Here is a 25121-nt window from a genome sequence, read left to right as displayed (position 1 = left end):
TGGCGTCGGGCGGGGCGGAGGCAGGGCCGTCAGTGGGACTCGCGGCTCACCTCGGATCCGCTCGAGCCGGTCAGGAAGTCGAGGTCGGCGCCGGTGTCGGCCTGCGTGACGTGGTCGACGTAGAGGCGTTCCCAGCCGCGGCGGGGGGCGGCGTAGCCGTCGACCGTGGCCTTGTCGGGGGTGCGGCGGGCGAGTTCGTCGGCGGGTACGTCGACCTCGATGCGGCGGGCCTCGACGTCGAGGACGATGACGTCCCCCGTGCGGACGAGCGCGAGGGGGCCGCCGGCCGCGGCCTCCGGGGCCACATGGAGCACGACGGTGCCGTAGGCGGTGCCGCTCATCCGGCCGTCGCAGACGCGGACCATGTCGCGGACGCCCTGTTCGAGGAGTTTCCTCGGCAGCGGCATGTTGGAGACCTCGGGCATGCCCGGGTAGCCCTTGGGGCCGCAGCCGCGCAGGACGAGGACGGAGTCGGCGTCCACGTCGAGGTCGGGGTCGTCGATGCGTGCCCGGAAGTCCTCGATGGAGTCGAAGACGACGGCCCGGCCCCGGTGGCGGAGCAGGTGCGGGGAGGCGGCGGCCGGTTTGACGACGGCGCCGTCGGGGGCGAGGTTGCCGCGCAGGACGGCGATGCCGCCCTCGGCGACCAGCGGTTCGGCGCGGGTGCGGATGACCTCGGTGTCCCAGATCGGCGCGTCGTCCAGGTACGTCACGAGCGGCTCGCCGGTGACGGTCAGCGCCTCGGGGTCGAGCAGGTCGCGGACCTCGCGCAGCACGGCGAGCAGGCCGCCGGCGCGGTGGAGATCCTCCATCAGGAAGCGGCCCGCCGGCTGTAGGTCCACCAGGACGGGGACGCGTGAGCCGATGCGGTCGAAGTCGTCGAGCGTCAGGTCGATGCCCAGTCGGCCCGCGATCGCGAGGAGGTGGACGACCGCGTTGGTGGAGCCGCCGATGGCGGCGAGGGCCACGATCGCGTTGTGGAAGGACCCCTTGGTCAGGAAGGTCCCGGGCCGCCGGTCGACGGCGACCATGTCCACGGCCAGCCGGCCGGTGTGGTGCGCGGACTCCAGCAGCCGGCTGTCCGGGGCGGGGGTGCCGGCCACGCCGGGGACCACGGTGCCGAGGGCTTCGGCGACCAGGGCCATCGTCGACGCCGTGCCCATCGTGTTGCAGTGGCCCCGGCTGCGGATCATCGCCGACTCGGAGCGGAGGAACTGCTCCTGGGAGAGCGTGCCCGCGCGGACCTCCTCCGACAGCTGCCACACCCCGGTGCCGCAACCCAGCAGGCTGCCGCGGAAGGTGCCGTTGAGCATCGGGCCGCCCGGGACCACCACCGCGGGCAGGTCCACCGACGCGGCGGCCATCAGCAGGGAGGGGATCGTCTTGTCGCAGCCGCCGAGGAGGACGACGCCGTCGATGGGGTTGGCCCGCAGCATCTCCTCGGTGGCCATGGCCGCCATGTTGCGCCACAGCATGGCGGTGGGCCGTACGTTCGTCTCCCCCAGCGACACCACAGGCAGGTCCAGGGGGATGCCGCCCGCCTCGTACACGCCGTTGCGGACCGAGGCGGCCACCTCGTCGAGGTGGGCGTTGCAGGGGGTGAGGTCGGAGGCGGTGTTGGCGATGGCGATCTGGGGCCGGCCGGTGAAGGCGTCGTCCGGCACGCCTCTGCGCATCCACGCCCGGTGGATGTAGGAGTTGCGGTCCTGCCCCTCGTACCACTGCGCGCTGCGGAGCCTCACCATCGAGCCCTTTCCAGTAATCGGTACGACGATCTACAGTCTGGAACGCCATGCAGGATACGCAGACGTACGACGAATCGACAGACCCCGCCGGGGCCGGCACGACCGGGTCCGAGGACGGCGGCGCGGCCGGCCCGGAGGGTGGCCGTCTCGTGGGCTCGGACCGGGTGCTCGCCGTGCTCAAGGAGCTGGCCCGGTATCCCGACGGGGTGGGTCTGGACGAGCTGACCCGGGTGATCGGCAGTCCCAAGCCGACCGTGCACCGGGCGCTGGGCGCCCTGCGCCGGGCCGGTCTCGCCGACCAGGACGACAGCGGCCGCTATGTGCTCGGCGACGAGTTCCTGCGCATGGCGTTCGCGCACCACGAGGCGCGGCCCGAGCATGTCCGGGTCCGTCCGGTGCTGGAGGCGCTGGCGGACCGGTTCGGGGAGACGGCGCACTACGCGGTGCTGGACGGCCGGGAGGTCGTCTACCGCGCGAAGGTCGACCCGCCCACGGGGGCCGTCCGGCTGACGTCGACGATCGGTGGCCGCAACCCCGCCCACTCCACGGCGGTCGGAAAGGTGCTGCTCGCCCGGGAGTTGACGTCCCTGGAGGAGGTCCGGGCGTGGGTCGGCGACGTGCCGCCCGAGCGCCGGACGTCCCGGACGCTGTGCACGGCGGCCGACCTGCACGCCGCGCTCGGGGCGGCGGCCGTCCAGGGCTATGCGTGCGACGACCAGGAGAACGAGGCCGGTGTGCACTGCCTCGCCCTGCCCGTGTACCTCACCTCGCCCACGGCTCCGTCCGGCGCGGTGAGCATCAGTGCCCTCGCCTATCGGACACCCCTGACCGCCCTGGTGGACGCGCTCGACGAGATCCGGACACTGCTCGGTCCGCTCGCCGGGCCGCACACCTGACCCGCCCCCGCTCCCCCGCCCCACCCTGGAGACAGCCCCGTGTACCTCATGCGCATCGGCGCCCCCGGCGACGAGAAGCCCGTCGCCCGTATCGACGACGAGACGTATGTCGACCTCTCCGACACCGCCACGGACTTCGACGAGCGTTTCTTCGGCTCCGGCGGCCTGGACCGCGTACGCCCCCTGGTGGCCGAACGCGTGGCCGCGGGCCGGGTGTCGCGTTTCGCCGGGGAGCGCGTCGGCGCCCCGTTCGCCCGCCCGCACCAGATCCTGTGCATCGGGCTCAACTACCGTGACCACGCGGCCGAGAGCGGCATGCCGGTGCCGGACGAGCCGATCCTGTTCACCAAGTCGCCCAACACCCTGATCGGCCCGAACGACGACGTGCGCATCCCGCGCGGCTCGACGAGGACGGACTGGGAGGTGGAGCTCGGCATCGTCATCGGCCGCCGCACCTCCTATCTGGAGTCGGTCGAGGAGGCCCGCGACGCGATCGCCGGCTATGTGGTCGTCAACGACGTCAGCGAGCGCGGCTTCCAGCTGGAGCGGGGCGGCCAGTGGGCCAAGGGCAAGTCCGCCGAGACGTTCAACCCGGCGGGCCCCTGGCTCGCCACCGCCGACGAGATCGACGACGTCCTCGCGCTCGACATGTGGCTGGACGTCAACGGGGTGCGGCGGCAGACCGGCAGCACCAAGACGATGATCTTCGACCCGTACTTCATCGTGCACTACCTCAGTCAGTTCCTCGTCCTGGAACCCGGCGACCTCATCAACACCGGCACCCCGCCCGGCGTCGGCATGGGCCTGACCCCGCCCACCTATCTCCGGCCCGGTGACGTGATGGAACTGGGCATCAGGCACCTCGGCACCCAGCGGCAGCGCGTCGTGGCGCCCCGGTGAGCCGACGCCCCATGCGTGCCTTCGTGCTGACCGGCCCCGGCGCGTACGAGGTGCGGGAGGTGCCCTCGCCCGTGGCGGGCCCCGGCGAGGCCGTGGTCGACGTCGAACGGGTCGGCGTGTGCGGCACCGACGTGGAGTTCTTCACCGGCGAGATGGCCTACCTCCATCAGGGGCACGCCGCCTACCCCGTACGGCCGGGCCATGAGTGGTGCGGACGTGTCACGGAGGTCGGGGACGGTGTCGACCCCGGCTGGATCGGCCGCCGCGTCATGGGCGACACGATGCTCGGCTGCGGCGGCTGCCGCCGCTGTCTGCGCGGGCGCCGGCATGTGTGCGAGGCGCGACAGGAGGTCGGCATCCGCGGTGCGCGGGCCGGAGCGCTGGCGGAGCGGCTCGCCGTTCCGGTCTTCTCGCTGCACGCCCTGCCCGACTCCGTCGACGCCGTCCTCGGCGCGCTCGTCGAGCCGGGCGGCAACGCCCTGCGCGCCGCGCGGGCCGCCGCGCCGAGCCCCGGTGACCGCGCCCTGGTGCTCGGCCCGGGGACGATCGGCCTGCTGACCGCGATGTTCCTGCGTGCCGCCGGTGCCGAGGTCCATCTGATGGGAGCCACCGAGGGCTCTCTCGCCTTCGCCCACGGCCTGGGCTTCGAGCACGTCTGGACGGAGGACTCGGTGCCCGACCTGCCCTTCGACGCGGTCGTGGACGCCTCGAACGCCGCCCCGCTGCCGGCGAGGGCCCTGGAACTCGTCGAGCCGGGCGGCCGTCTCGTGTACATCGGGCTGGCCGGGGAGCCCAGTCACCTCGACACCCGCGCCCTCGTCCTCAAGGACGTCACGGCGGTCGGCATCCTGTCCGCGTCCCCCGGTCTCGACGCCACGATCCGCGCGTACGCCGACGCGACGGTCGACCCCGGACCGCTCGTCGCCGCGACCGTGGGCCTCGACGAGGTCGGCCCCGTCCTCGCCGGCCGACGCCCGGCGGGCGCGGGACCCGGACCGAAGATCCATGTCACCCCGTGAAGCGGGGTACGGCGCGGCCGGGTACGAGATCACCGTCGCCGGCACCGCCGGCGGCCCGGTGCCTCTCGACCCCCGAGAGCAGAACCCCGGCAGCGCCCAAGGAGTAGCCGAGGCAGTGGTCCGGCGCCTGGGCTGAGGGCGCACCCCGGAGGGCACCGGGACCGTCAGAGCAACCGGAGTTCGCGGGCGCGCCGCACCGCGTCGTTGCGGCGGTTCACGGCCAGCTTGCGGTAGGCGCTCTTGAGATGGGTCTTCACGGTGTTCACCGACACATACAGGTCGGCGGCGATCTCCTCCGTCGACATCATCTCGGCGGCCCGCCGCAGAACGTCCCGCTCGCGTCCGCTCAGCTGTTCCACGATCACCGCGGGGTCCTCGGTGGCGGGGGTGGCGTCCGGGTGGGCGGTGCCGGGCTGGAGCCAGCCCGCCGCCAGTTCCCGCAGGGGCGGCGCGGCGAGGAACGGCCGGATCCAGGGGCCCGTCTCCTGGAAGGGCCGACGCAGTTCGTCGCGGCGCGCCTGGTGCAGGGCCCGGGCGAGGAGCCGGCGGGTGGCGGCGGGGTCGCCCGCCTGGTACGCGGCCTGCGCGCGGACCAGGGTGGCGCGGACGGACACCGCGGGGCCGCCGCGCTCCTCCGGGTGCGCCCGGTCGAGCAGGTCGAGCGCCACGTCGGGCCGGCCGGCCGCCAGCTGGGCGCGGGCGGCGCCCACCGCGCACGCGGGCTGGTCCTCGGGCAGTGACCGGAGCAGTTCGGCGGCCTCCTCGGGCCGGCCCTCGGCGAGGTGGACGTCGGAGGTGATCAGCGTGGTGCACGCCTCCGCCCAGGGGGAGGCCACCTCGGCGGGGACGGGCGACCGTACGGCTCGCAGTGCCGCCCGGGTCCGGTCGCGTGCCAGCAGCAGCCGCGCGGTCGTGAGGGCCTGACCGGCGTCCAGCACCGGGTCGCGCAGCACGGTCTCCGCGCTGTCCACGGTCTCCAGGAGGGACTCGGCGGAGGCGAGGTCGTCGTGGTCGACGGCCACGGCGGCCAGGACCAGTCGTCCGACACCGCAGCCGGACGGCTGCGGCGGTCCGCACCGCTCCGCCACGGCCGTCGCCGCGCGCGCGGTGCGCTCCGCCCGGCCGGTCCAGCCGTTCAGGCAGTCGATCAGCGCCAGGCGGCCCAGGCAGTCGGCGCGCAGGAGTTCGGTGGCCGCTCCGCCGGAGGCGTCGGCCACCGAGGACAGGGCCGTACGGGCGTCCTCGAAGCGGCCGGCCCACAGCAGGGCCGAGCCCAGGTGGGCCACGAGCTGCGCGGTGAGTTCCGGATGCTTCTCCAGCAGGTCGGCGGGGATCCGGTTGCTCAGTCTCTCGGCCGCCGCCACCGCCCGGAGCGCCTTGCCGGGCGATCCGGTCTGCCGGGCCACCACGGCCTCCAGCAGGGCGCAGCTCAGCCAGGCGGCCGCGAGGTCGGTGGCGTCCTCGGCGGGGCCCCGCGCCACGAGGCTCTCCTCCGCGTGCCGCAGGTGGGCCAGGCCCCGGTCGACGTCGTGCCGGGCCAGTTCGCGGGCCGCGCGGACCAGGTCGGTGGCGGGGCTCGTCGCCTCGGGGCTCATCCGGGAGAACAGGTCGGCCAGTTCGTCGGAGCGCAGTCCGGTGAAGAGCTGGCCGATGGCGAGGTCGTCGACGAGGACACCGGCGGTGAAGTCCCAGACGCCCGCCGCGGCGCCGTGGTCGAGGGTCTCCGTGAGGGAGCCGGAGTCGCGCAGCCACTCGGCGGCCCTGCGGTGCAGTTCGGGTTCGAGACCGGGCGCCCGCTCATGGAGGTGGGCGCGGAGTATCTCGCCGAACAGCGGGTGGAGGCGGTACCAGGTGTGGCCGAGGTGCTCCACGAACGCGTTGGCGCGGTGCAGCCCGGCCAGGATGGGCTCGGCGTCGAGGCGGCCGGTCAGCGCGTTCGCCAGGTCGGGGCAGAAGCGGTCGAGGACGCTGGTCCGGAGCAGGAGGTCCTGTGTCTCGGGGGTCTGCCGCTTGAGCACCTCCGCCAGCAGGTAGTCGGCCATCGGGGTGCGGTCGGCCTCGAACTCCTTGAGGTAGGTCTCCGGGTGCGGGCTCTCGCGTGCCGCGAGGGCGCACAGCCGCAGCCCCGCCGCCCAGCCGCGGGTCCGCTCCACGAGCGCGTCGGCCTCGGCCGGCGGGAGGCGCAGTCCGTGCAGCTTCAGCAGGATGGCGGCCTCCTCCGGGGTGAAGGCCAGCTCGGCGTCCCTGATCTCGGTGACCTCGCCCGCCACCCGGTAGCGGTGCAGCGGCAGCAGCGGTTCGGTGCGGGTGACGAGGACCAGGCGCAGCCCCGCGCCCGCGTGGTGCAGGACGAAGTCGAGCTGGTCCGGCACCTCGGGGGCGGTGACCCGGTCGAACTCGTCGAGGACCACCGTCACGGGCCGTTCGCGCGCGCTCAGCGCGGTGGCGAGCCGGGTCAGGGTCGCGGGGTCGACTCGGCGGGCGTCCGTGGGCGGGTCGACCTCCGGCAGGCCCGCGCCGCAGAGGCGGAGGGCCTCCAGGAGGTACGCCCAGAACATGCCGCCGACCTGGCCGACGGTGTCGGCGGTGAGCCAGGCCACGGGGCCGTCCCGCCCGGCCGCCCAGTCGGCGGCCAGCAGCGTCTTGCCCGCGCCGGCGGCGCCCTCCACGAGCGTCAGCGGCGTCCGCCCGGCTTCGTCCAGGCGTGCGACCAGCCGGTCCCGGCGCAGGAACGTGGTCGGGCGTACGGGTACGGCGAACCGGGTCCGCAGGAACGGGTCGCCCTTGGGGTCGGCCCGCTCAGGGGCTCCCCCCGATGCGTTGTGCTCGACCCCAGCCACGGCGCTCACCACCTGCGTTCGTCAGGTCGTGGACAGGTTGTCCGTCCTCAGCATCCCAGTGTTCACGCCTGCCCGCCCGTCCGGCGGAACATTGCCGTTCGGGGCCCTGCCGTTCGAGAGACGGGCCACGAGGGCTGCGCCCGAGCCAAGGCGGGGCCGGAGAAAGGGCGGGGCAGGCCAAGGGCTTCGCTCCGCCAGGGGCGCGCGGCTCGCTAGGACTGCGGCCGGCGGCCGCTGCGGCGGGGAGCCGGGGCCGCGCCGTCGAGGAGGGCGAGGCGGCGCTCCTCGCCGTGCTCCTCGACCTGGAGGACGACGCGCCGCAGTCCGTCGGCGACGCTGCGGCACTCGTCGACGTCGAGCTGCGCGGCGACGAAGGCCTCCTCCTCGTTGAACGCGGGGAACACGCGCCGCATCAGTTCCTCGCCCTCCTCGGTGAGGCTGAGCAGCACCAGCCGGCCGTCGGTGGGGTGCCCGGCCCGCCGCAGCAACCCCCGCTTCTCCAGCGTCCGGGAGACCCCGGTGAGCGTCCCCTTGGAGATGCCCGCCTCCTCCGCGACGTGCCGGGTCTCCGACTCGCCCCAGATCCAGACCACCCACAGCACGACGAACGCCGTCCAGGTCAGGTCGGCGCCGCGCAGCACCGAGTTCTCCAGGTGCTGCCGCACCGCCGACGCGGCCCGGTAGATGTTGGCGACGACGGCCATCTGCTCGTGGCGGACGGGGATGCCCCCGAGCTTCGCCTCCGCCAGCTTCTCGGCTTGTGTGATGGATCGTTGGCCGGGCACGGGCACACTCCTTGACGCCATGGGCACATCGGATCTCAGATGTCGTTCGGCTCCAAATTGTACGGAGCGCGGCGACGCGAGCGGTGATCACGTCCCCCGCCCGGAGAGCGCCTCGGCCCTACCATGGCGTCATGTCCGTCGAACTGTTCGCAGGCGTCCTCGTCAACGACTACGAAGCGGCACTCGGCTGGTACGAACGCCTGTTCGGTTCGCCGCCGACGTTCATCCCGAACGACACGGAGGCCGTGTGGGAGCTGGCGGAGCACCGGTACGTGTACATCGAGCACCGGCCGGGGCGCGGCGGTCACGCCCTGCACACCGTGTTCGTCGACGACCTCGACGCCCGTGTCGAGGGGATCACGGACCGGGGCCTGAAGCCCGCGAACCGGGAGACGTACGCCAACGGCGTCCGCAAGATCACGTACCACGACCCGGACGGCAACGAGATCGGCTTCGGCGGCGCCCCCGCCCAGCTCTGACCGCCGCCCGCCGGCCGCCCCCTCCCTCGGACAGGACACGCAGGACGACACCCATGGCTTCCGGTACGCCGCCCCTCACCCCGGAGCAGGCCGTCGCGCTGGTCCGGGCCCGGTACGCCCGGCCGCGGTCGGCCGACGGCTCCCCCGCCGAGTTGCACGTCCACGAGTTCGACGTCGGCTATCTGGTGTACGCGGTCCTTCCGCCCCGCACCGATCCCTCCGGCCGTCCGCTGCCCGCTCCGCCGGGCGGCGCCAAGGTCGTGGTCTCCAAGGAGACCGGCGAGACGGTCACCGTCCCGAACCTCCCGGCGGAGCAGGCCGTAGCCCTCTACCGACGCAATCTCGCACGCGCCGCTCAACGCCTCCAGTAGGTCTGCTCCGGAAGAGGGCCGCGGTTGCCGTCCGCGGCCCCCCGAGTGCGTCAGATCTTGCCGAGGAGGCGCCAGATCTGGTTCTTCTTGGTGCTCAGCGCGCTCGCCGGGTCGCACGGCCACTGGTGGATCTTCGCGCCCGCCGCGGTGGAGATCTGGCTGACGTCGACGCACTTGCCGCTGTGGACGGCGACCAGCTGGTAGTCCTGGCCGTTGCCGAGGGCGGTGACGGGCTTGAGGGTGAACATCTGGTTCGTGGAGCCGTTGCAGGTGTACTGGATGACCGCGGCGCCGTCGGCGGTGGACGCACTGGCGACGTCCAGGCACTTGCCGCTGTGCTCGTTGACGATGGTGTAGGTGTCCGCCCGCCCGGCGACCGGCTTGAAGTCCAGCATCTGCTGGTAGCCGCCCTCGCAGTGGAACTGCTGGTACTGCGTGCCGTTGGCGGTGGAGCGGTTGGTGTCGTCCAGGCACTGGCCACTGTGCTGGGCGACGGCCACGGTGGAGACGGTGGTGTCGGACGGCGGGAGCAGGGTGACGGTGTAGCCGTCGGAGGCGTTCGTCCACGGCACGCTCACCGAGGCCGAGTCGCCGCTGACGGTCAGGGTCCGGTCGGAGACCGTCTCCGGGCCGGTCACCGCGGCGCCGCCGTTGTTCGGTACGCGCTGGACGATCGCGCGGACCCGGCTGTTCTCCACCACGGAGGTGGTGTCGAGACGGTCGAGGTTCACGGTGACGTTGCCGGTGTTGCCGTTGCTGCCCAGCAGAATCCTGGCGTTCCGCGCGGCGTTGTCCTTGGTCGCCAGCCCGTCGGTGTTGCTGCCGGCCGTGACCTTCACGACGTTCCCGGTCTGCGAACCGTAGTACCGGTAGAGGAACCACTCGCCCAGCGGCAGGTACTGGCCGGTGCTGTTCTTCGTGAGCAGCTTCGCCTGGAAGTCGTGCAGATTGTTCGCGGACGCCCAGTTGGCGCGCAGGCCGTCGGCCCCGGCCCGCTCCAGGCGGGAGATGTACCAGCCGCCACGGCCCGGGTTCTGCTCGCTGGTGCCGGCGTACTCGTTGACCTGGAACGGACGGCTCGTCGTCATCGACCGTGCCGACAGCATGGACTTCACCGCGTTGCTGTCGGCGACCGGGTCACCGGGCAGATCGTGCCAGCTGTAGGTGTCCGGCTCGGCGTCGTTCGCCTTCACGTAGTCGAGATACGTGTTCCACCAGGTGTTGCTCCCGGAGGGCTTGCTGCAGGTGCTCGGCCCGACGACGACGGCGCCGGGGACGGCGGCCCGGATCTTCTGGTAGGAGCGCTTCCACATCTGCAGGTACTGGGCCTGGCCCGAGCCCCAGAACGAGCGGCAGTCGGGCTCGTTCCAGATGTCCCACTCGATGTCGGTCATGCCCGCGGCCTTCACATCCCCGAGGAGACGGTCGTAGAAGGCGTCGAAGCCGGACCAGTCCCCGTTGTCACCGGGGAAGGTGGGCGTGGTGGTCCCGTCCGCGCCCCACAAGTCGTGCACCAGCATGACGAAGGTTCCGCCGAGCGCCTTGGTCCGCTTGTACTGGGCCAGGGTGCTGGTCCACCGGCGGTCGTACTTACCGGCCACCCAGCCGCCCGGCTTGTCCAGCTGGGCTCCTCCCGCCCGCATGAACCTCCACTTGATGTCCTTGTAGAAGTGGTCCTGGGGCAGCGAGCCATTCTCGGTCATCCCGTAGATGGTCCCCGAGGCCCGGTAGGTGGGGGCACCGCCGGCGGTGGAGAAGTCGACGGTGATCGAGGTGTCGGCCGCGCGCGCCGGGGCACCGGGGACGACGACGGCGGTGGCGAACGACACGAGCAGCGCGGTCAGCGCGACGGCACCACGCGGACGGCGGGCTCCGGGGCGGACCGGTCCGTGCTCGCCGCTGAGCGAGGCACGTCTACGACGGGTGGGCATAGTGCATCTCCTGGGGGTCGGACGGTACTGCCCGGGCGCGGCTCGGCCCGGGTGGACTGTCAGCCACCGGCCGTTCGGGCCGGGTCGGCGGGGCGGAGCGTGGGGGCCTCGGCGAGGAGCAGGTAGGCGGCGGCGGTCCAGGTGTAGGCGCGGTCGCGCAGGCCCGTGCCGGTGAGGGCGTCGAAGTTCTCGGCGAAGCCGGACGTCTCGCACAGGGCGCGGAAGCGGGCGCTGATCCGGTCGGCGAGCCGGTGGTGGCCGGCGCGGCGCAGACCGTCCTCGACGAGCACGGTGGACGGCGCCCAGATCGGGCCGCGCCAGTAGCCGTCGGGGAGGTAGTGCGGCGAGTCGGGCTGTTCGGTGGCCAGGCCGTGCGGGGTGAGGTGGGTCTCGATCCGGTCGGCGAGGGCGGCGCCGACGGACTCCGGCAGGTGCTCCCCGAGGGCGATGGGCATCAGGTCGAGCAGGCTCGCGCTGGTCCAGGTCTCGCCGGTGTCGGCCGCCCGGGCGGCGAACCGGTCGCCCTTCCACAGGTCGTCGAGCATCGCGGCCTGGGTCTCGTCGGCCGTCCGTGTCCAGCGGCGGGCGTCGTCCGGCCGCCCCAACTCGTCGGCCAGTGAGGCGAGTTCGCGAAGTTGCAGGGTGAGGAAGGCGGCCAGGTCGGCGGTGACGACGACACGTGCGGGGTCGAAGGTGGTGGCGTTGTCCCAGCCGCTGTCGTTGCCGTGCTGGTAGTGGGGCAGGGCGGCACCGGGTGCTCGGCGGGCGGTGAGCCAGAAGTCCGTCCAGCGGGTCAACCGGTCGTACGCCTCGGTGAGTTGTGCGTGGGTGAGGGGTTCGGGGAGCCGTCGGCGCAGCAGGCCGAGGGTCCAGCCGTGGATGGGGGGCTTGACGAAGTTGTGCAGGACCTCGGAGTGGGTGACCGAGTCGGGCAGGGCACCGGCCTCGTCCTGGTGGTCGAAGGGCAGGGAGAACTGGTCCCAGGCCAGGTCGGGGGCGCCGGGGGCGAGGGCGAGGGCGTTGAAGCAGTGGTCCCAGCTCCACACCTTGTCCATCCAGTGCTTGGACATCAGCACCGCGGGCCGGGTCACGAAGCCCCGTGGGCGGACCGTCGCCGACCACAACACGTAGGCGGCGAGTTCGGCGGCCGGGGTCGCGGCCGAGCGCCAGGGCGCCACACGGTCGGCGAACGCGGTGAACGCGGTGCGCGCGGCCGCCACGACCTGGTCGAAGCCGGCGGTCGAGGCGTAGGGGCGGCGTGCGGTCTCGTACTCCTCGACGGCGACCTCCCAGGGGCCGCCGGCCTCGGCGCCGACGGTGACACCGCGGTCCGCGCCGCCCAGCGCCTGCGCGCCGGGCGCCTCGGTGACGGTGCCGGACAGGACGGTGATCCGGTAGCGCCGCCCGGTCTCGTACGAGGTGAGGACGTACGCGTCGGTGCCGGGCTCCCGGTAGAAGTAGGTGCCGCTGAACGGTGTGAGGGTCCGGGCGGCCGCCCGGAGCGCGAGGGCGAGGCCGCTGCCCCGCAGCCGTACGGTGTCCGGTGTCTCGTAGGCGAGGTCGACCCGGCCGGTCGGGCCGGTCCATGTGAGCAGGCCGGGGGTCGCCTCGACGCGGGTGTCGGTCCGGCCGCCCGTCGCCGGGTCCAGGGGGACCAGGCGCAGCACGGCGTGCATGCCGTTCTGGTGGGAGACGAGGTGGAGGTCCTCGGCCCGGGTCTTCTCCGCCAGCACGGGAGAGATGCCGAACCAGGACCCGTACGTGCTGAAGGGGATGTCGTGGACGGAGAAGGCCGGGCCGGACGGTGCGGCGGTCATGGGGGTCACTCGTTTCTCGGGCAGGGGGGATCTCGCCGCCACCGGGAGGCGGTGGAGCCGTGAGGGCGAGCAGGGGGGAGGTCAGTCCTTGACCGCGCCGGCGGTGACGCCCGCGGCGACGTACCGCTGCGCGAGGACGAGGATGACCGCGGCCGGCAGGGAGGCCACGACGGCGGTGGCCATGATGGCGTTCCACTCCTGGTTGTTGTTGCCTATGTAGTGGTAGATGCCGAGCGTGATCGGCTCGTGGGCGCCGCCGTTGACGAGGGTCCCGGCGAAGACGAAGTCGGACCACGACCACAGGAACGCGAACAGCGACACCGTGACGACGGCGTTGCGGCTCATCGGCAGGACGATCGACACGAAGGTGCGCAGCGCCCCGGCGCCGTCGGTCTTCGCGGCCTGGAGCAGTTCGCCGGGGATGCCGGACATGAACGCGGTGAAGATGAGCACGCCGAAGGGGACGGCGAGCGTGGAGTCGGCGACGATCAGGCCGGGCACCGACTGGAGCAGACCGAGCTGGAGGTAGATGGCGTAGAAGCCCATCGCCATGATGATGCCGGGGATCATCTGGGCCGCCAGCAGCAGGAAGCTGAGGATGCCGCCGCCGCGCGGGCGCAGCTTGGCCAGCGCGTACCCGGCGGGCGCGGCCAGGGCCACGGTGAGGACGACGGTGCCCAGGCCGACGACGAGGCTGGTGCCGAGGTACGGCACCTGCTCGTCCAGCACGGTGCGGTAGCCGTCGAGGGTGCCGTGCGCGGGGAAGAGGTCCGGTGGGCTCTTGCGCATGTCCTGCTCGGGGGTGAGCGACACGTTGAGCATCCAGTAGACCGGGAAGAGCATGATCCCGGTCAGGAGGAGGCCGAGGGCGGTCTTCCACCAGGAGCGTGCGGCGCTTCGGTTCATGACAGTGCCTGCTTTCGCTGGACCTTCAGGTAGATCAGGCCGAACACCAGGGCCGCGACGACGAGCAGGTTGCCGACGGCGGCGCCAGGCCCGAAGGCGGGCAGGAGATTGCCGAATCCCAGCTGGTAGGACCAGGTGGCGAAGGTGGTCGAGGAGTCGGCGGGGCCGCCCTTGGTCATGATCCAGATGATGTCGAAGACCTTGAGCGTGTAGACCAGCCCCAGCAGCAGCGTGATCGCCGACACGGGTCGCAGCAGCGGGAAGGTGATCCGCCAGAACCGCTGCCAGGCGTTCGCCCCGTCGAGGGCGGCGGCCTCGTAGAGGTTTTCGGGGATGGACTGGAGGCCGCTGTGGAGCACGACCAGGTTGAACGGGACGCCGATCCAGATGTTCGCGATGATCACCGAGGTCAGCGACCAGTCGGGGGAGGTCAGCCAGTTCACCGGGCCGATGCCGACGGTGTGCAGGGCCGCGTTGACGATGCCGGAGTCGCTGTTGAGCATCCACGACCAGGTCGAGCCGGACACGATCAGCGGCAGCAGCCACGGCACCAGGAACAGGGCCCGGAGGGTCGCCGAGAGCCGGAAGTGCTGGTGGAAGAAGACCGCGAGGGCCAGCCCGATCGCGTACTGGAAGACCAGGCACACAGTGGTGAAGACGACGGTGTGCAGCAGGGCGGGCGCGAAGGTCGGGTCGTCGAAGATTTTCGTGTAGTTGGCCAGGCCGGTGAACGGCGCGTCGCCCTGGACGAAGGACCGGACCGTGTAGTTCCGCAGGCTCAGGTCGAGGTTGCGGTAGAGCGGATAGGCGTAGAAGAGAGCGAGGTAGAGGGTGACCGGGGCGAGGAACGCCCAGGCGGCCCACTGCGGGGAGGTCGGGCGGCGCCGTGCTCGCGCGTCGGCAGGTCGCGGGGCGGCGGTGGCCGCCGCCCCCTTACGGACCTGTGCGGGCCGGCGATCCGGCATGTGTGTCACGTGATTCATCTGCGGACCGGCCGTTCCCGGTCACCGGGCGGCGGACTGCGCCTTGGCCAGCGCGTCCTTCGGAGACCCGGCACCGCTGAGGGCGGACTGGACGGCCTTCCACAACTGCTCGGAGATCTTCGGGTACTTGGTGCCCAGGTCGTCGCTGGTACGGCCCTTGGCCGCCTTGACCGCGTCCACCCAGGGCTTGAGCTGGGCGTTGGCCGCGACCTGCTTGTCCTGCACTTCGGCGGTGGGAGCCACGTAGGACAGGGTGGTGTCGGTGTCGAACAGGTTCTGCGTGCTGGTCAGGCAGGTGGCCAGCTTCCGCGCGGTGGCGTAGCGGCCGGTGTCGCCCTGCACGGGCAGGGTCACGAACTCACCGCCGGTCGGGGCCGCGGCGTTGCCGCCGTTGACACCGGGTATGGGCAGGACGCCGTAGTCGAAGCCCGCCTTCTCGGCGCCTGCGAGCTGCCAGGTGCCGTTCTCCGCGAACGCGTAGTCGCCGCTCGCGAACTCCTGCCAGCTGGTCGTCTGCGTGTTGTTGATGACCGAGTTCGGGGCGTACCCCTTCTCCAGCCAGCCCTTCCACAGCGACAGCGCGGAGACGGCCTGGTCGGAGTCGAGGTCGGTCAGTTGGGCGCCGGAGCCCCAGAACCACGGCAGGAACTGGAAGCTGCCCTCCTCCGTGCCGATCGCCGAGAACGTGATGCCCTTCTTGCCGGCCTTCTTCACCTTCGCCAGCGCCGCCGTCAGCGACGTCCAGTCCTTCACCGAGGCGACGTCCACACCGGCCTTCTTCAGCACCTCCTTGTTGTAGTAGAGGGCAAGGGTGTTGGCGCCGATCGGTGTGCCGTAGGTCTTGCCGCCGGACTGGCCGGCCGCGAGCAGGTTCGGGTCCGTCTTGGAGGTGTCCAGCTCGTTCTCGTCGGTCGTGGTGAGGACGCCCGCCTCGGCCAGCGTCGACACCACCGGGTTGTCGACGATGAGCACGTCGGCGGAGTTGTCCTGCTGCGCGGCCAGCAGCGCCTTGTTCGACAGGTCGCTGGTGTCGAAAGCGGTCCGCTTGACCTTGACCCCGGCCTTGGTGCCGCAGTCGTCGAGCAGCTTCGCCCAGGCCGAGCCCTTGTCGAACTGCGGGTACGGGTCCCAGATCGTGTACGTGCCACCGTCCGCGTCCTGGGCGGCACCGGTGCTGCCCGAACCGGAGGAGCAGGCGGTGCCGACGACGGCGACGACGGTCGTCAGGGCCGTGGCGAGGAGACGGCGGCTTCTGGTTCTACGCATGGCGGTTCTACGCATGGCGGGTTCCTTGCTTCCAGGCACGGCTGTGCCGTGAGAGGGGCGGAAGAGAGGCATACGGGCACACCGAACGGCCATGTCAGGGGTGTCGGGTCCGGGTGACCGGTGCGGAGAAGGAGTGCGGCTCGGGCTTGCGGCTCGGGGGTCGGCGGCTCTGGGAGTCGCGGTTCAGGAGGGGCTGAAGGGTGTCGGGGCGTCGGCGAAGGAGGCGCCGCCGGCGGGGCCGGTGCTGGCCCGCAGGGAGATCGGCGGGGCGAGGAGGTGGTGGCGGGGAGCGGCACCGGGGTGGTCGAGGCGCTCGATGAGCAGGTCGACGGCGCGCCGGCCCATCTCCTCCGCCGGTACGTCCGCCGCGGTGAGCTGCGGGGTCACCGTCTCCGCCCACCGGGACGCCACCACTCCGGTCACGGAGAAGTCGCGCGGTACATGGCGGCCCGCGTGGGCGAGCCCCCGGTAGAGACCGCCCAGGGCGGCCTCGTTCAGGGTGACCAGGGCCGTGGTGGCCGGGTCGTCGTGCAGGATCCGCTCCAGGCACGCCTGCCCCGAGGCGGGGTCGTCGCCGCAGCAGTACGTCTGTACGGTCAGCCCGCGTTCCGCGGCGGCCTTGGTGAAGCCGTCCAGCCCCCGGTGCGCGGACTCGTAGCCCGCCCGCAGGAGTTGCTCGGGCCGGTTGACGAAGGCGACCCGGCGGTGGCCGAGGTCGGCGAGGTGGTGGACGCACGCCGCGGCCAGCGCGGTGTGGTCCAGGCCCACCCACCAGGTGCCCTCGGGCCGGGCGGTGCGGCCGATGGTGACGGAGGGGAAGTCCAGTTCGGCCAGGTGATCGACCCGGTCGTCCCGCAACCTGATCTCCATCAGGATCGCCCCGTCGACCCGCCGCTCCCCCAGCAGCCGCTGGAACGACCGGTCGCTGTCCACACCGCTCGGCGACAGCAGCACGTCGTAGTCATGGGCCGCCGCGGCCTCCACGACACTGCCGATGAAGTCGAGCTGCATCCCGGTGTAGTGGTTGCCGGCCGGCGGGAAGACCAGACCGATCGTGCTGGTCCGGCCGTTGGCGAGAGCACGGGCGCTCGCGTTGGGCCGGTACCCGAGGTCGTCGATGACCCGCTGGATCTTCTCGCGGGTCTCGTCCGACACCGGACGCTTGCCGCTCAGCGCGTACGACACGGTGCTCCGCGAGACACCGGCCCGCTTGGCGATCTCACCGATGTTCACGGCACTCCCTCGTCGAACCGGTTCGCGGGCGAACCGTTCGTCGAACCGGTTCGCGTGAAGGGAACGTAGGAGCCGCCCCGGGCACTGTCAACCCCTCGCGCCGAACTCTGCGCGGCCTGTGCACGGGTCCCTGTCAGGAGTATTGCTGGGGGCATGCGGCGATGCTAGGTTCCGGCGAACCGGTTCGACAGAGCCGCACGACTGTCACTCGGTCCTCGACTCGACCCCCGAGATGCCGGGCTCCCCCACCCCGCGTCCCATCGAACCGGTTCGGCCCTGGGCGGATCACCTCACGGAGACCTCAGTGCGACGCAATCGCAGCAGCATCCGAGCCGCGGCAGCCGGTGCCACCGCGGTCACGGCCCTCGCCACCGTGCTCGCCGGACCCACCCTGGGCACCGCCGGCGCGGCGGAGCCGGAACGGCTCGTCATCGATCTCGGCACCGACACCGGCGCCTTCCACGGCGGCGCCTCCGGCTCCCTGTACGGCGTCTACGGCGACGGCGTACCGAGCCGCAACCTCATCGAGGGGATGGGGCTGCGCACGGTGTCGACGAAGGCGCAGGACGGTCCCCAGCATCCGGGCGCCGACGCGTTGGAGATGCTTCCGCCGTTCGTGGACTCCGGCGGCAAGGACGTCTACATCTACATGACCGACATCTACCGCGGCTTCCCCTACCAGTGGCCGGGTGCCGACGGCCCCGCACGGCTCGCGGACTTCCAGCAGAAGATCAGCAAGCAGGTCGCCCAGGTCAAGACGATGGGCGCGTACAAGGACCATGTCGTCTACGTCCCCTTCAACGAACCCGAGGGGAACATGTTCGGCACGGGCGAGTGGAGCTACGACAAGGTCTCCTGGCTCGACGACCCGCGGCACTTCTTCGCGGCCTGGAAGGACACCTACCGGCTCATCAAGGCCCTCGACCCCGAGGCGCGGATCGCCGGCCCCAACACCTCGGTCCTCTACGACGAGATCAAGGGCTTCCTGCGGTACGCGAAGGCCCATGACGTCGTGCCGGACGTGATGACCTGGCACGAGCTGTCCTCACCCGCCAAGGTCCGCACGAGCGTGGCCACCTACCGGCGGTGGGAGAAGGAGATCGGCGTCGGCCCGCTGCCGATCAATGTCAACGAGTACGGCCACAACTACCACCTGTCGGTGCCGGGGCAGGTCGTCCAGTGGATCTCCGCCATCGAGGAGTCCAAGATCGACGCCGACCTGGCGTACTGGAACATCGACGGCAACCTCAACGACTCGGCCGTGGAGGCCAACAAGGGCAACGGCCAGTGGTGGCTGTTCCATGCCTACGCGCAGATGTCCGGGCACACCGTCGAGGTGACCGCCCCGCACCCCAACCAGCAGTACACGCTCCAGGGCGTGGCGACCCTGGACGAGGACAAGAAACAGTCCCGGGCCCTCTTCGGCGGGCAGGGCGGTGACGCGGACATCGTGTTCCGGAACATCGACCCCGCGCTGTTCGGGACGACCGTGCGGGCCACGGTCCAGGAGATCCCGTGGACCGGCCAGGTCGGTGACTCGGCGCAGCCGCTGCGGCTCTCGGACCGGGAGGTGACGGTCGGCGCCGACGGTTCGGTGACCCTGCCGATGACCGGCATGAACGAGATGTCGGCGTACCAGGTCATCCTCTCCCCCGGCGGCAACGGCGGGGAGCCAGCCGCGCCGTCGGTGAGCTGGCGCCGGACCTACGAGGCGGAGAACGCCACCTACACCGGCAAGGGGTACTCCAGGAACGGCCCCGAGGGGACACCCTCGGACGTGGGCAAATTCGCGACGTCCGGCGCCTACGACGTGGGCGGGCTGCGCACCGGCTCCGACGGGGTCCTGGCCTTCGACGTCGACGTCCCGCGGGACGGCACCTACGACCTGAGCGTCTTCGCCAACTCCTACAACCTGTACGACCTGGTGAAGGAGCAGGGCCCGACCAATGTCTTCCTGCGGGTCGACGGGAAGGATCCACGGGAGCTGCGGCTGCCGCTCGGCTACAAGTGGGTCGTCTGGGGCCACACCGACACCACGGTCGAACTGACCGCCGGCACACACCGGATCACGCTCGCGGCACAGGACCCCGACCTCGGCGTCACCAAGGGCGACGCGATCATCGACAAGATCGACCTCGCCCTGCGCGACGAGCAGGTGACCGCCCCCGCGATCTACGAGGCCGCGTACGCCTCGCTCTCCGGGACGCGGCCGGACTACGGCCGGCCCGGCGCCTCGGGTCCCGGCACCGTGCCGCTGGCGAAGGGCGACTCGGCGACGTTCTGGGTGTACGCGCCCGGCGACGGCGAGGCCACCGTGTCGGTCGACCACCTCGGCGGAGGTCGGGCGGGCCTCTCGCTCAACGGCGAGCGCCTCGACGTGCCCGAGGTCGGCGGGGCCAGGAAGGGCACGGACCGGGTGCGGGTCTTCCTCTCCGGCGGCATCAACAAGATCACCGTCACCGGCGCCGCCCGTGAACTCACCCTCGACCGGCTCCTGGTCGCCCCGTCCACCGGCTCCCTGAAGACCCGCGTGTACCAGGCGGAGGACGGCACGGTGACAGGGGCCGCCAGGGTGACCGACGCGTTCACCTTCGCCTCGAACGGCAGGGCGGTCACCGACATCGGTGACGGCAGGGCCAACGCGCTGACGTTCGACGTCGTCGCCGAGCGGCCCGGCCGGCACGCGCTGACCATCAGCTACTCCAACGCGGAGCAGGCACCCGCCACCCACTACAACCCCGACCCGATCGCCCGCCACGCCGACCTCTCGATCAACGGCGGCGCGACCCGGCGGATCCTGTTCCCGACGACCTTCCACTTCAACAACTTCTGGGACCTGACCGTCCCCGTCACCCTGAAGAAAGGCGCCAACCGGCTCACCTTCACCGCGGAGGAACTGCCCGACTTCGACGGCGACACCTCCAACCAGTACGACCAGCGGTCGCCGTACGCCCCGGTCATCGACCGGATCGGTGTGACACCGCTGGCCGCGAGGTAGTCGGGGCCGGTGCGGCGCGCGTAAATCGGTGGAACGACGCCGACGCGCGCCGCTACCGTGCTGCCGACCCGAGTCGCCCGATCAAGGACGTGCCGTTGTACACCGTGTGAGACCTCCCGACTGCTGATCTGTCGCGCGTCGCGCCTGTCCGTGCGCCGCGCTGCTTCCTGCTGCGGACTTCTCACTGAAACCGGTGTACTTCTGTGCTCACCACCTGGGTGGTCATGCCCACCTGCCTGCCGCTCGTCGTGCGTCGCTGCTCCGCGTGCGCGTCGGAGCGCTTCCGTGCGAACGGCAAATTCCGTGTCAACGCCCACCACAAGCTCATCGACGCCTGGCTCCTCGTGCTCTGCACGCGGTGCGGGGACACCGCGAAGCTCACGGTCCTGGAGCGGACGCAGGTGCGTTCCGTCCGACCGGAGCTCCTGGACCGGATGCACGACAACGATCCCTCGCTGGCGGCCGAGGTGCTGCGGGATCCGGTCGTACGGCGCCGTCATCACGTCGCCCTCGACTGGGACGGCGCCTGGCGTCTCGACACCGGCGGTGCGGAACTTCCGGACCGCGAGGTGATCGACGTGTCGGTCCGCTTCGCGGCGCCGATCCCCGTGCGACCGGTACGGCTGATCGCCGAGGGCTGCGGTCTTCCGCGGGCCGAGGTGGAGCGGCTGATCGAGGAAGGGAAGCTCGTCTCGGCGGTCCGGCTGAACAGCAGGCTCTCCGGCGACTTCACCTTCACGCTCAAGCGCTGAGCGTTCCACGGAAAGGGGGCCTGCCCTGCGAGTCCGCCGGGCAGGCCCCCCGTGGGCAGGGGGCTGTGTCGGTCGGGGTGGGCGCGCTTAAGGTCCCGGTATGAGCAACGTACGGATCTCGGAGCGCGCCCGGGCGGTCGCCCCGTTCTACGCGATGGAGTTCGGCAAGCACGCCGCCGCCCTGGAGGCCCAGGGGCACCATGTCGTCAAACTGAGCCTCGGGGAACCGGACTTCGGTGCGCCGCCCGCCGTGCTGGACGCGATGCGGGAGGCCATGGACGGGCGCCCCCTGACCTACACGGCGGCCCTCGGGCTGCCCGCGCTGCGCCAGGCCATCGCCCGGTTCTACGCGGAGCAGCACGGCGTCGAGGTCGACCCGGCCCGGGTCGTTGTCACCGCGGGCGCCTCGGCGGCGCTGCTGCTGGCCGCCGCCGCGCTCGTCGACCCCGGTGACGAGGTGCTCATCGCGGACCCGGCGTACCCGTGCAACCGGCAGATCGTCGAGAGCTTCGGTGCCCGCGTCACCCTCGTCCCCACCACCGCCGAGGGCCGGTACCAGTTGACCGCCTCCTCGGTGCGGGCCGGCTGGACGGAGCGCACCCGCGGGGTCATGGTCGCCACGCCGTCCAACCCGACGGGCACCTCGGTGCCGGCCGGCGAACTCGCGGCGATCTGCGAGGCGGCCCGCGAACGGGACGCGTGGCGGCTCGTCGACGAGATCTACCTCGACCTCGGCGACCACGACGGGCAGGGACGGCCGCCGCGCAGCGCCCTGTCGTTCGACCCCGGTGCCGTCGTCATCAACAGCTTCTCGAAGTACTTCGGGATGACCGGCTGGCGGCTCGGCTGGTGCGTCGTGCCCGAGCCGCTCGTACCGGCGCTGGAGCGCCTGGCCCAGAACTACTTCCTGTGCGCGTCCGCCCCGGCCCAGCTGGCCGCCCTCGCCTGCTTCACCCCGGAGTCCCTGGCGGTGTGCGAGGCCCGCCGGGTGGAGTTCGCCGAGCGGCGGGCGCTCGTCCTGGACGGACTGCGCCGCATCGGGCTGCCGGTCCCGGTACCACCCGACGGCGCCTTCTACGTCTACTTCGACGTCAGCGGCACCGGGCTCACCTCGTGGGAGTTCTGCGAACGGGCCCTGCGGGAGGCCCAGGTCGCCCTGACCCCGGGCCGGGACTTCGGCGTGGGCACGGCGGAAACCCATGTGCGGCTGTCGTACGCGGCGTCGGCCGAGGACCTGCGCGAGGGCATCGCCCGGCTGGGGAAGTTCCTGGCCACTCTGGGGTAGGGCGGTCAGCCGGACTCGCTGACCGCCGCGTCGAGGAGGGGGCCGAGTTCCCTGGCGACGGTGGTCAGGGCACGGACGTCGCGCTCGGCCCTGGCCATCAGTATCGCCCCCTCCAGTGCGCTGATCATGAGCGTGGCGAGCGATCCGGCCCGCTCCTCGGGCACCCCCATGTCCGTCAGCGCCGCCGCCACCGGGCCGGTCCAGCCGGCGAACGCGGCGGCGGCCGCGGCCCGTGTGGACGCGGCGGACTCGGCGCAGTCCACCGTCGCGGCGGCGACGGGGCAGCCGCCCGCGAACCCGGCGGTCTCGTACTCGTCGGTCCACTGGCGCACCATCTCGGCGAACAGCCCGCCGGGTGTCGGCTCGTCCAGCGCGGCGAGGAAGCGGGCGACCCGCTTGCCGGCGTACCGGCCCGCCCAGTCCACGGCCTCGTTGACCAGCTGCTCCTTGCCGCCGGGGAAGTAGTGCTGCAACGAGCCGCGCGGCGCCCCGGCGTGGGCGGCGACCTCCCGCATACCGGTGGCCGCGACCCCGTCGCGCCGGATCAGCTGGGCCGCGCTGAAGACCATCCGCTCCCGCGGCCCCCGTACGGACTGCGCCATGCCCCGACCTCCCGCCTTCCGCGCTCCCCGGCCCGACGGTTTCCCCGCCGCCCTCATGGCGCCACCCTATGACCGCTGTCATAGCGAGGGCTACTATGACCGCTGTCATAGTCGGGTGCGGGGCAGCGGGGCTCGTCGGCGGGCCGGGAAGGCAGGGCGTCGTGGACGTCGGTTTCATCGGCCTCGGGGTCATGGGGCAGCCCATGGCCCTCAACCTGGCCCGTGCCGGGACACCCCTCGTCGTCTGGAACCGCACCCCGGACCGGTGCGTGCCCCTGCGTGCCGCCGGTGCCGAGGTCGCGGCGGGCCCGGGTGAGGTGTTCGAGCGGGCCGGGACCGTGTTCCTGATGCTGGCCGACGAGGCCGCTGTCGACGCGGTCCTGGGCCGCGGCACCCCCGATTTCGCCGCCCGTGTCGCCGGACGCACGGTCGTCCACATGGGCACGACCTCCGCCGAGTTCTCGGCCGGTCTGCGGGACGACATCCGCGCGTCCGGAGGGCAGTACGTCGAGGCACCGGTCTCCGGCTCCCGAGTTCCGGCCGAGCGGGGCGAGTTGGTGGGGATGCTCGCGGGCGACGAGGACGCCGTGGCGACCGTACGGCCCCTGCTCGCTCCCCTGTGCCGGGAGACGTTCGGCTGCGGGGCCGTTCCGGGTGCGCTGCTGATGAAGTTCTCCGTGAACCTGTTCCTGATCACGCTGGTCACCGGGCTCGCCGAGGCGTTCCACTTCGCCGACCGGCACGGTCTCGACCGGGGGCTGCTGCGGGACGTGCTGGACGCGGGGCCGATGGCCAGCGCCGTCTCCCGGATGAAGGGGCCCAAGCTGCTGACCCGTGACTTCGCGGTGCAGGCCGCCGCCGCGGACGTCCTGAAGAACAACCGTCTGATCGCAGAGGCCGCCCGCGAGGCCGACCTGGCCTCCCCGCTCCTCGACGTCTGCCACACGCTCTACGGCGAGACCGTCGAGCAGGGCTTCGGCGGGGAGGACATGGTGGCCGTGGTGCGCGCCCTGGAGGCGCGGACGGACGGTGCCCGCGGGAACCACCGTCACCGCACGCCCTGAGGGCCCGGCGCTCCTGGTTGCCGCGCAGGGGGCCTGGGCGGCCACGCCCGCGACAGGCCGGGGCCCCGTTGCCTACAGTGAGGCCAGGGACGGCCCGGGCGAGAGGGAACGCGATGCACGATGCTTCCGACCCGGCGACCTCCGCCGCGGCCACGCGCTCAGGTACCAGTCGCAGTACCTCCGCCACCATCGCGCCCAACATCCTGCGGTATCTCGCTCGGGTCGCCGAGGAGGACGGTGTCGATCTACGGCCCGTGCTCGACGAGGTCGGGCTGGACGCCACGGTCATGCGGTCCGCCGCGCTGCGCGTCTCCTACCGGCAGGGCAGCGACGTCATCCGCCGGGCTCTGGAGCGGACCGGGGACGAACACCTGGGACTGCGGGTCGGCGCGGCGCAGCATCTCACCGCGTGGGGGCCGCTCGGCCTCGCCATGATGGCCGCCGAGACCTTCCAGGAGGCCATCGAGACGGGCTTGCGCTACCAGAACCTGTCGGGGGCGATGCTGGTGTGGTCGGCCCGCTGGGAGGGCGACGGCTACGTGCTGCGCGCCGACCTGCCGGACCCGGCGCTGGACCCCGCGGTCGCCGTCTTCCTGATCGAGGAGGCGTACTCCAGCGCGGCCACCCTCACCCGGCTGAACGTGGGCGCCTCGTTCGCCCCCGAGGTCGTCGACTTCGCGTTCCCCGCGCCGCGCGACACCCGGCGGTTCGAGGAGCTGTTCCGCTGCCCGCTGCGCTTCGGCGCCCCCGGCAACCGCCTGGTGTTCCCGGCCCGCTGGGTGCGTGCGACGCAGCCGGGCCGGGACTCCATCACCTATACGTCGACCCTGGAGCTGCTGGACTCGCTGCTGGCGTCACGCCGCGACCAGCAGGACCTCCTCGAAGTGCTGGAGGTGTCCATCGCACAGAGCCTCCCGGACGTCCCCTCCTTCGTGGAGCAGGCCCGCCGGCACGCGTCCAGCGAACGCACCCTGCGCCGCCGGCTCGCCGAGTGCGGCACCACGTACGAGGCGCTCGTGGACGGAGTGCGCCGGGAGAGGGTCGAACAGCTCCTCCCACGGCCCGAGTCGACGCTGCGTGACATCACCCGGCAGGCCGGCTTCGCCGACGTGCGGGCGCTCCGGCGGGCGGTGCGGCGCTGGCACGGTGTGACACCGGTGGAACTGCGGGCGAGGCTGCTGGAGCGCCGGGGGGCGGTCGGCGGGGCGTCAGCCTGACGTCCGGCCGATGCCCCGTCGGCGTCCGGCGG

21 protein-coding genes are annotated in these 25121 nt (G+C 72.2%); 11 read left to right on the top strand and 10 right to left on the bottom strand.

All coding sequences use genetic code 11. From position 1 onward, the window contains the following. Window positions 1–29: 29 nt before the first annotated feature. Complete coding sequence (locus tag M8J73_RS03030) at window positions 30–1745, bottom strand: IlvD/Edd family dehydratase (RefSeq protein ID WP_206187774.1); 1716 nt, start codon at window positions 1743–1745, stop codon at window positions 30–32. Window positions 1746–1792: 47 nt separating this feature from the next. On the opposite strand from M8J73_RS03030, the gene M8J73_RS03025 reads away from it, so the two are divergent. Genes M8J73_RS03025 through M8J73_RS03010 form a run of 4 tightly spaced genes read left to right on the top strand, consistent with a single transcriptional unit; the run spans window position 1793 to window position 4696 of the window. Further along, window positions 1793–2641 carry an IclR family transcriptional regulator gene (locus M8J73_RS03025; protein ID WP_249828194.1) on the top strand — a complete coding sequence of 283 codons (849 nt, stop codon included), beginning with the start codon at window positions 1793–1795 and terminating at the stop codon, window positions 2639–2641. A gap of 39 nt (window positions 2642–2680) precedes the next feature. Beyond that, window positions 2681–3541, top strand: coding sequence for a fumarylacetoacetate hydrolase family protein (locus M8J73_RS03020; protein ID WP_249828193.1), 861 nt, complete (start codon window positions 2681–2683; stop codon window positions 3539–3541). A gap of 11 nt (window positions 3542–3552) precedes the next feature. Next, window positions 3553–4560 (top strand): zinc-dependent alcohol dehydrogenase, encoded by a 1008-nt coding sequence (locus M8J73_RS03015; RefSeq protein ID WP_249828192.1) that lies wholly within the window; start codon window positions 3553–3555, stop codon window positions 4558–4560. After that, window positions 4547–4696, top strand: a complete 150-nt coding sequence (locus M8J73_RS03010) for a hypothetical protein (RefSeq protein ID WP_249828191.1) — start codon at window positions 4547–4549, stop codon at window positions 4694–4696. The genes M8J73_RS03015 and M8J73_RS03010 overlap by 14 nt, the downstream gene beginning before the upstream one ends. Window positions 4697–4724: 28 nt before the next feature. On the opposite strand, the gene M8J73_RS03005 is transcribed toward M8J73_RS03010, so the two are convergent. Together M8J73_RS03005 and M8J73_RS03000 are read right to left on the bottom strand one after the other, a co-directional pair. Continuing rightward, window positions 4725–7409, bottom strand: coding sequence for a winged helix-turn-helix domain-containing protein (locus M8J73_RS03005; protein ID WP_249828190.1), 2685 nt, complete (start codon window positions 7407–7409; stop codon window positions 4725–4727). 203 nt (window positions 7410–7612) lie between these two features. Continuing rightward, window positions 7613–8185, bottom strand: coding sequence for a MarR family winged helix-turn-helix transcriptional regulator (locus M8J73_RS03000; RefSeq protein ID WP_055542893.1), 573 nt, complete (start codon window positions 8183–8185; stop codon window positions 7613–7615). A 131-nt stretch (window positions 8186–8316) separates the two neighbouring features. Between M8J73_RS03000 and M8J73_RS02995 the strand changes: the two genes are divergently transcribed. Together M8J73_RS02995 and M8J73_RS02990 are read left to right on the top strand one after the other, a co-directional pair. After that, window positions 8317–8664: a VOC family protein gene (locus tag M8J73_RS02995; RefSeq protein WP_107465644.1), complete on the top strand. Its 348-nt coding sequence runs from the start codon at window positions 8317–8319 to the stop codon at window positions 8662–8664. Window positions 8665–8717: 53 nt separating this feature from the next. Then, entirely contained in the window at window positions 8718–9035 is a 318-nt protein-coding gene (locus M8J73_RS02990) for an SUKH-4 family immunity protein (RefSeq protein WP_249828189.1), read from the top strand. A 50-nt stretch (window positions 9036–9085) separates the two neighbouring features. Here M8J73_RS02990 and M8J73_RS02985 read toward each other — a convergent pair whose 3' ends face one another. The 6 genes from M8J73_RS02985 to M8J73_RS02960 all read right to left on the bottom strand — a co-directional run bounded on the left by M8J73_RS02985 (window position 9086) and on the right by M8J73_RS02960 (window position 17171). Then, window positions 9086–10966 carry an RICIN domain-containing protein gene (locus M8J73_RS02985; protein ID WP_249828188.1) on the bottom strand — a complete coding sequence of 627 codons (1881 nt, stop codon included), beginning with the start codon at window positions 10964–10966 and terminating at the stop codon, window positions 9086–9088. 59 nt (window positions 10967–11025) lie between these two features. Continuing rightward, window positions 11026–12783 carry an amylo-alpha-1,6-glucosidase gene (locus M8J73_RS02980; RefSeq protein ID WP_055538860.1) on the bottom strand — a complete coding sequence of 586 codons (1758 nt, stop codon included), beginning with the start codon at window positions 12781–12783 and terminating at the stop codon, window positions 11026–11028. Window positions 12784–12864: 81 nt separating this feature from the next. Further along, window positions 12865–13689: a carbohydrate ABC transporter permease gene (locus M8J73_RS02975; RefSeq protein ID WP_055538861.1), complete on the bottom strand. Its 825-nt coding sequence runs from the start codon at window positions 13687–13689 to the stop codon at window positions 12865–12867. Then, window positions 13686–14672: a carbohydrate ABC transporter permease gene (locus tag M8J73_RS02970; protein WP_055538862.1), complete on the bottom strand. Its 987-nt coding sequence runs from the start codon at window positions 14670–14672 to the stop codon at window positions 13686–13688. The genes M8J73_RS02975 and M8J73_RS02970 overlap by 4 nt, the downstream gene beginning before the upstream one ends. A gap of 21 nt (window positions 14673–14693) precedes the next feature. Then, window positions 14694–15938, bottom strand: a complete 1245-nt coding sequence (locus tag M8J73_RS02965) for a sugar ABC transporter substrate-binding protein (RefSeq protein ID WP_055538863.1) — start codon at window positions 15936–15938, stop codon at window positions 14694–14696. Between the two features lie 183 nt (window positions 15939–16121). Beyond that, window positions 16122–17171, bottom strand: a complete 1050-nt coding sequence (locus M8J73_RS02960) for a LacI family DNA-binding transcriptional regulator (RefSeq protein WP_055538864.1) — start codon at window positions 17169–17171, stop codon at window positions 16122–16124. A gap of 304 nt (window positions 17172–17475) precedes the next feature. Between M8J73_RS02960 and M8J73_RS02955 the strand changes: the two genes are divergently transcribed. The 3 genes from M8J73_RS02955 (at window position 17476) to M8J73_RS02945 (ending at window position 22206) form a co-directional block, all read left to right on the top strand. Next, window positions 17476–20169 carry a cellulosome protein gene (locus M8J73_RS02955; protein WP_079054845.1) on the top strand — a complete coding sequence of 898 codons (2694 nt, stop codon included), beginning with the start codon at window positions 17476–17478 and terminating at the stop codon, window positions 20167–20169. Between the two features lie 203 nt (window positions 20170–20372). Continuing rightward, window positions 20373–20921 (top strand): DUF1062 domain-containing protein, encoded by a 549-nt coding sequence (locus tag M8J73_RS02950; protein WP_055538865.1) that lies wholly within the window; start codon window positions 20373–20375, stop codon window positions 20919–20921. A 100-nt stretch (window positions 20922–21021) separates the two neighbouring features. Continuing rightward, a complete protein-coding gene (locus M8J73_RS02945) occupies window positions 21022–22206 on the top strand; it encodes a pyridoxal phosphate-dependent aminotransferase (protein WP_055538866.1) in 1185 nt (394 codons plus the stop codon). A gap of 5 nt (window positions 22207–22211) precedes the next feature. Here the strand turns inward: M8J73_RS02945 and M8J73_RS02940 are convergent, their stop codons facing one another. Next, window positions 22212–22808 carry a TetR/AcrR family transcriptional regulator gene (locus M8J73_RS02940; protein ID WP_249828187.1) on the bottom strand — a complete coding sequence of 199 codons (597 nt, stop codon included), beginning with the start codon at window positions 22806–22808 and terminating at the stop codon, window positions 22212–22214. Window positions 22809–22999: 191 nt separating this feature from the next. Here M8J73_RS02940 and M8J73_RS02935 point away from each other — a divergent pair, with 191 nt between their 5' ends. Together M8J73_RS02935 and M8J73_RS02930 are read left to right on the top strand one after the other, a co-directional pair. Beyond that, window positions 23000–23872, top strand: coding sequence for an NAD(P)-dependent oxidoreductase (locus tag M8J73_RS02935; protein ID WP_443739052.1), 873 nt, complete (start codon window positions 23000–23002; stop codon window positions 23870–23872). A gap of 113 nt (window positions 23873–23985) precedes the next feature. Further along, window positions 23986–25089 carry an AraC family transcriptional regulator gene (locus M8J73_RS02930; protein ID WP_055537294.1) on the top strand — a complete coding sequence of 368 codons (1104 nt, stop codon included), beginning with the start codon at window positions 23986–23988 and terminating at the stop codon, window positions 25087–25089. Window positions 25090–25121 lie beyond the last annotated feature (32 nt).

This window comes from Streptomyces neyagawaensis (assembly GCF_023516595.1).
Taxonomy (GTDB): Bacteria; Actinomycetota; Actinomycetes; order Streptomycetales; family Streptomycetaceae; genus Streptomyces; species Streptomyces neyagawaensis.
This window is presented reverse-complemented; position numbering and strand designations above follow the sequence as displayed.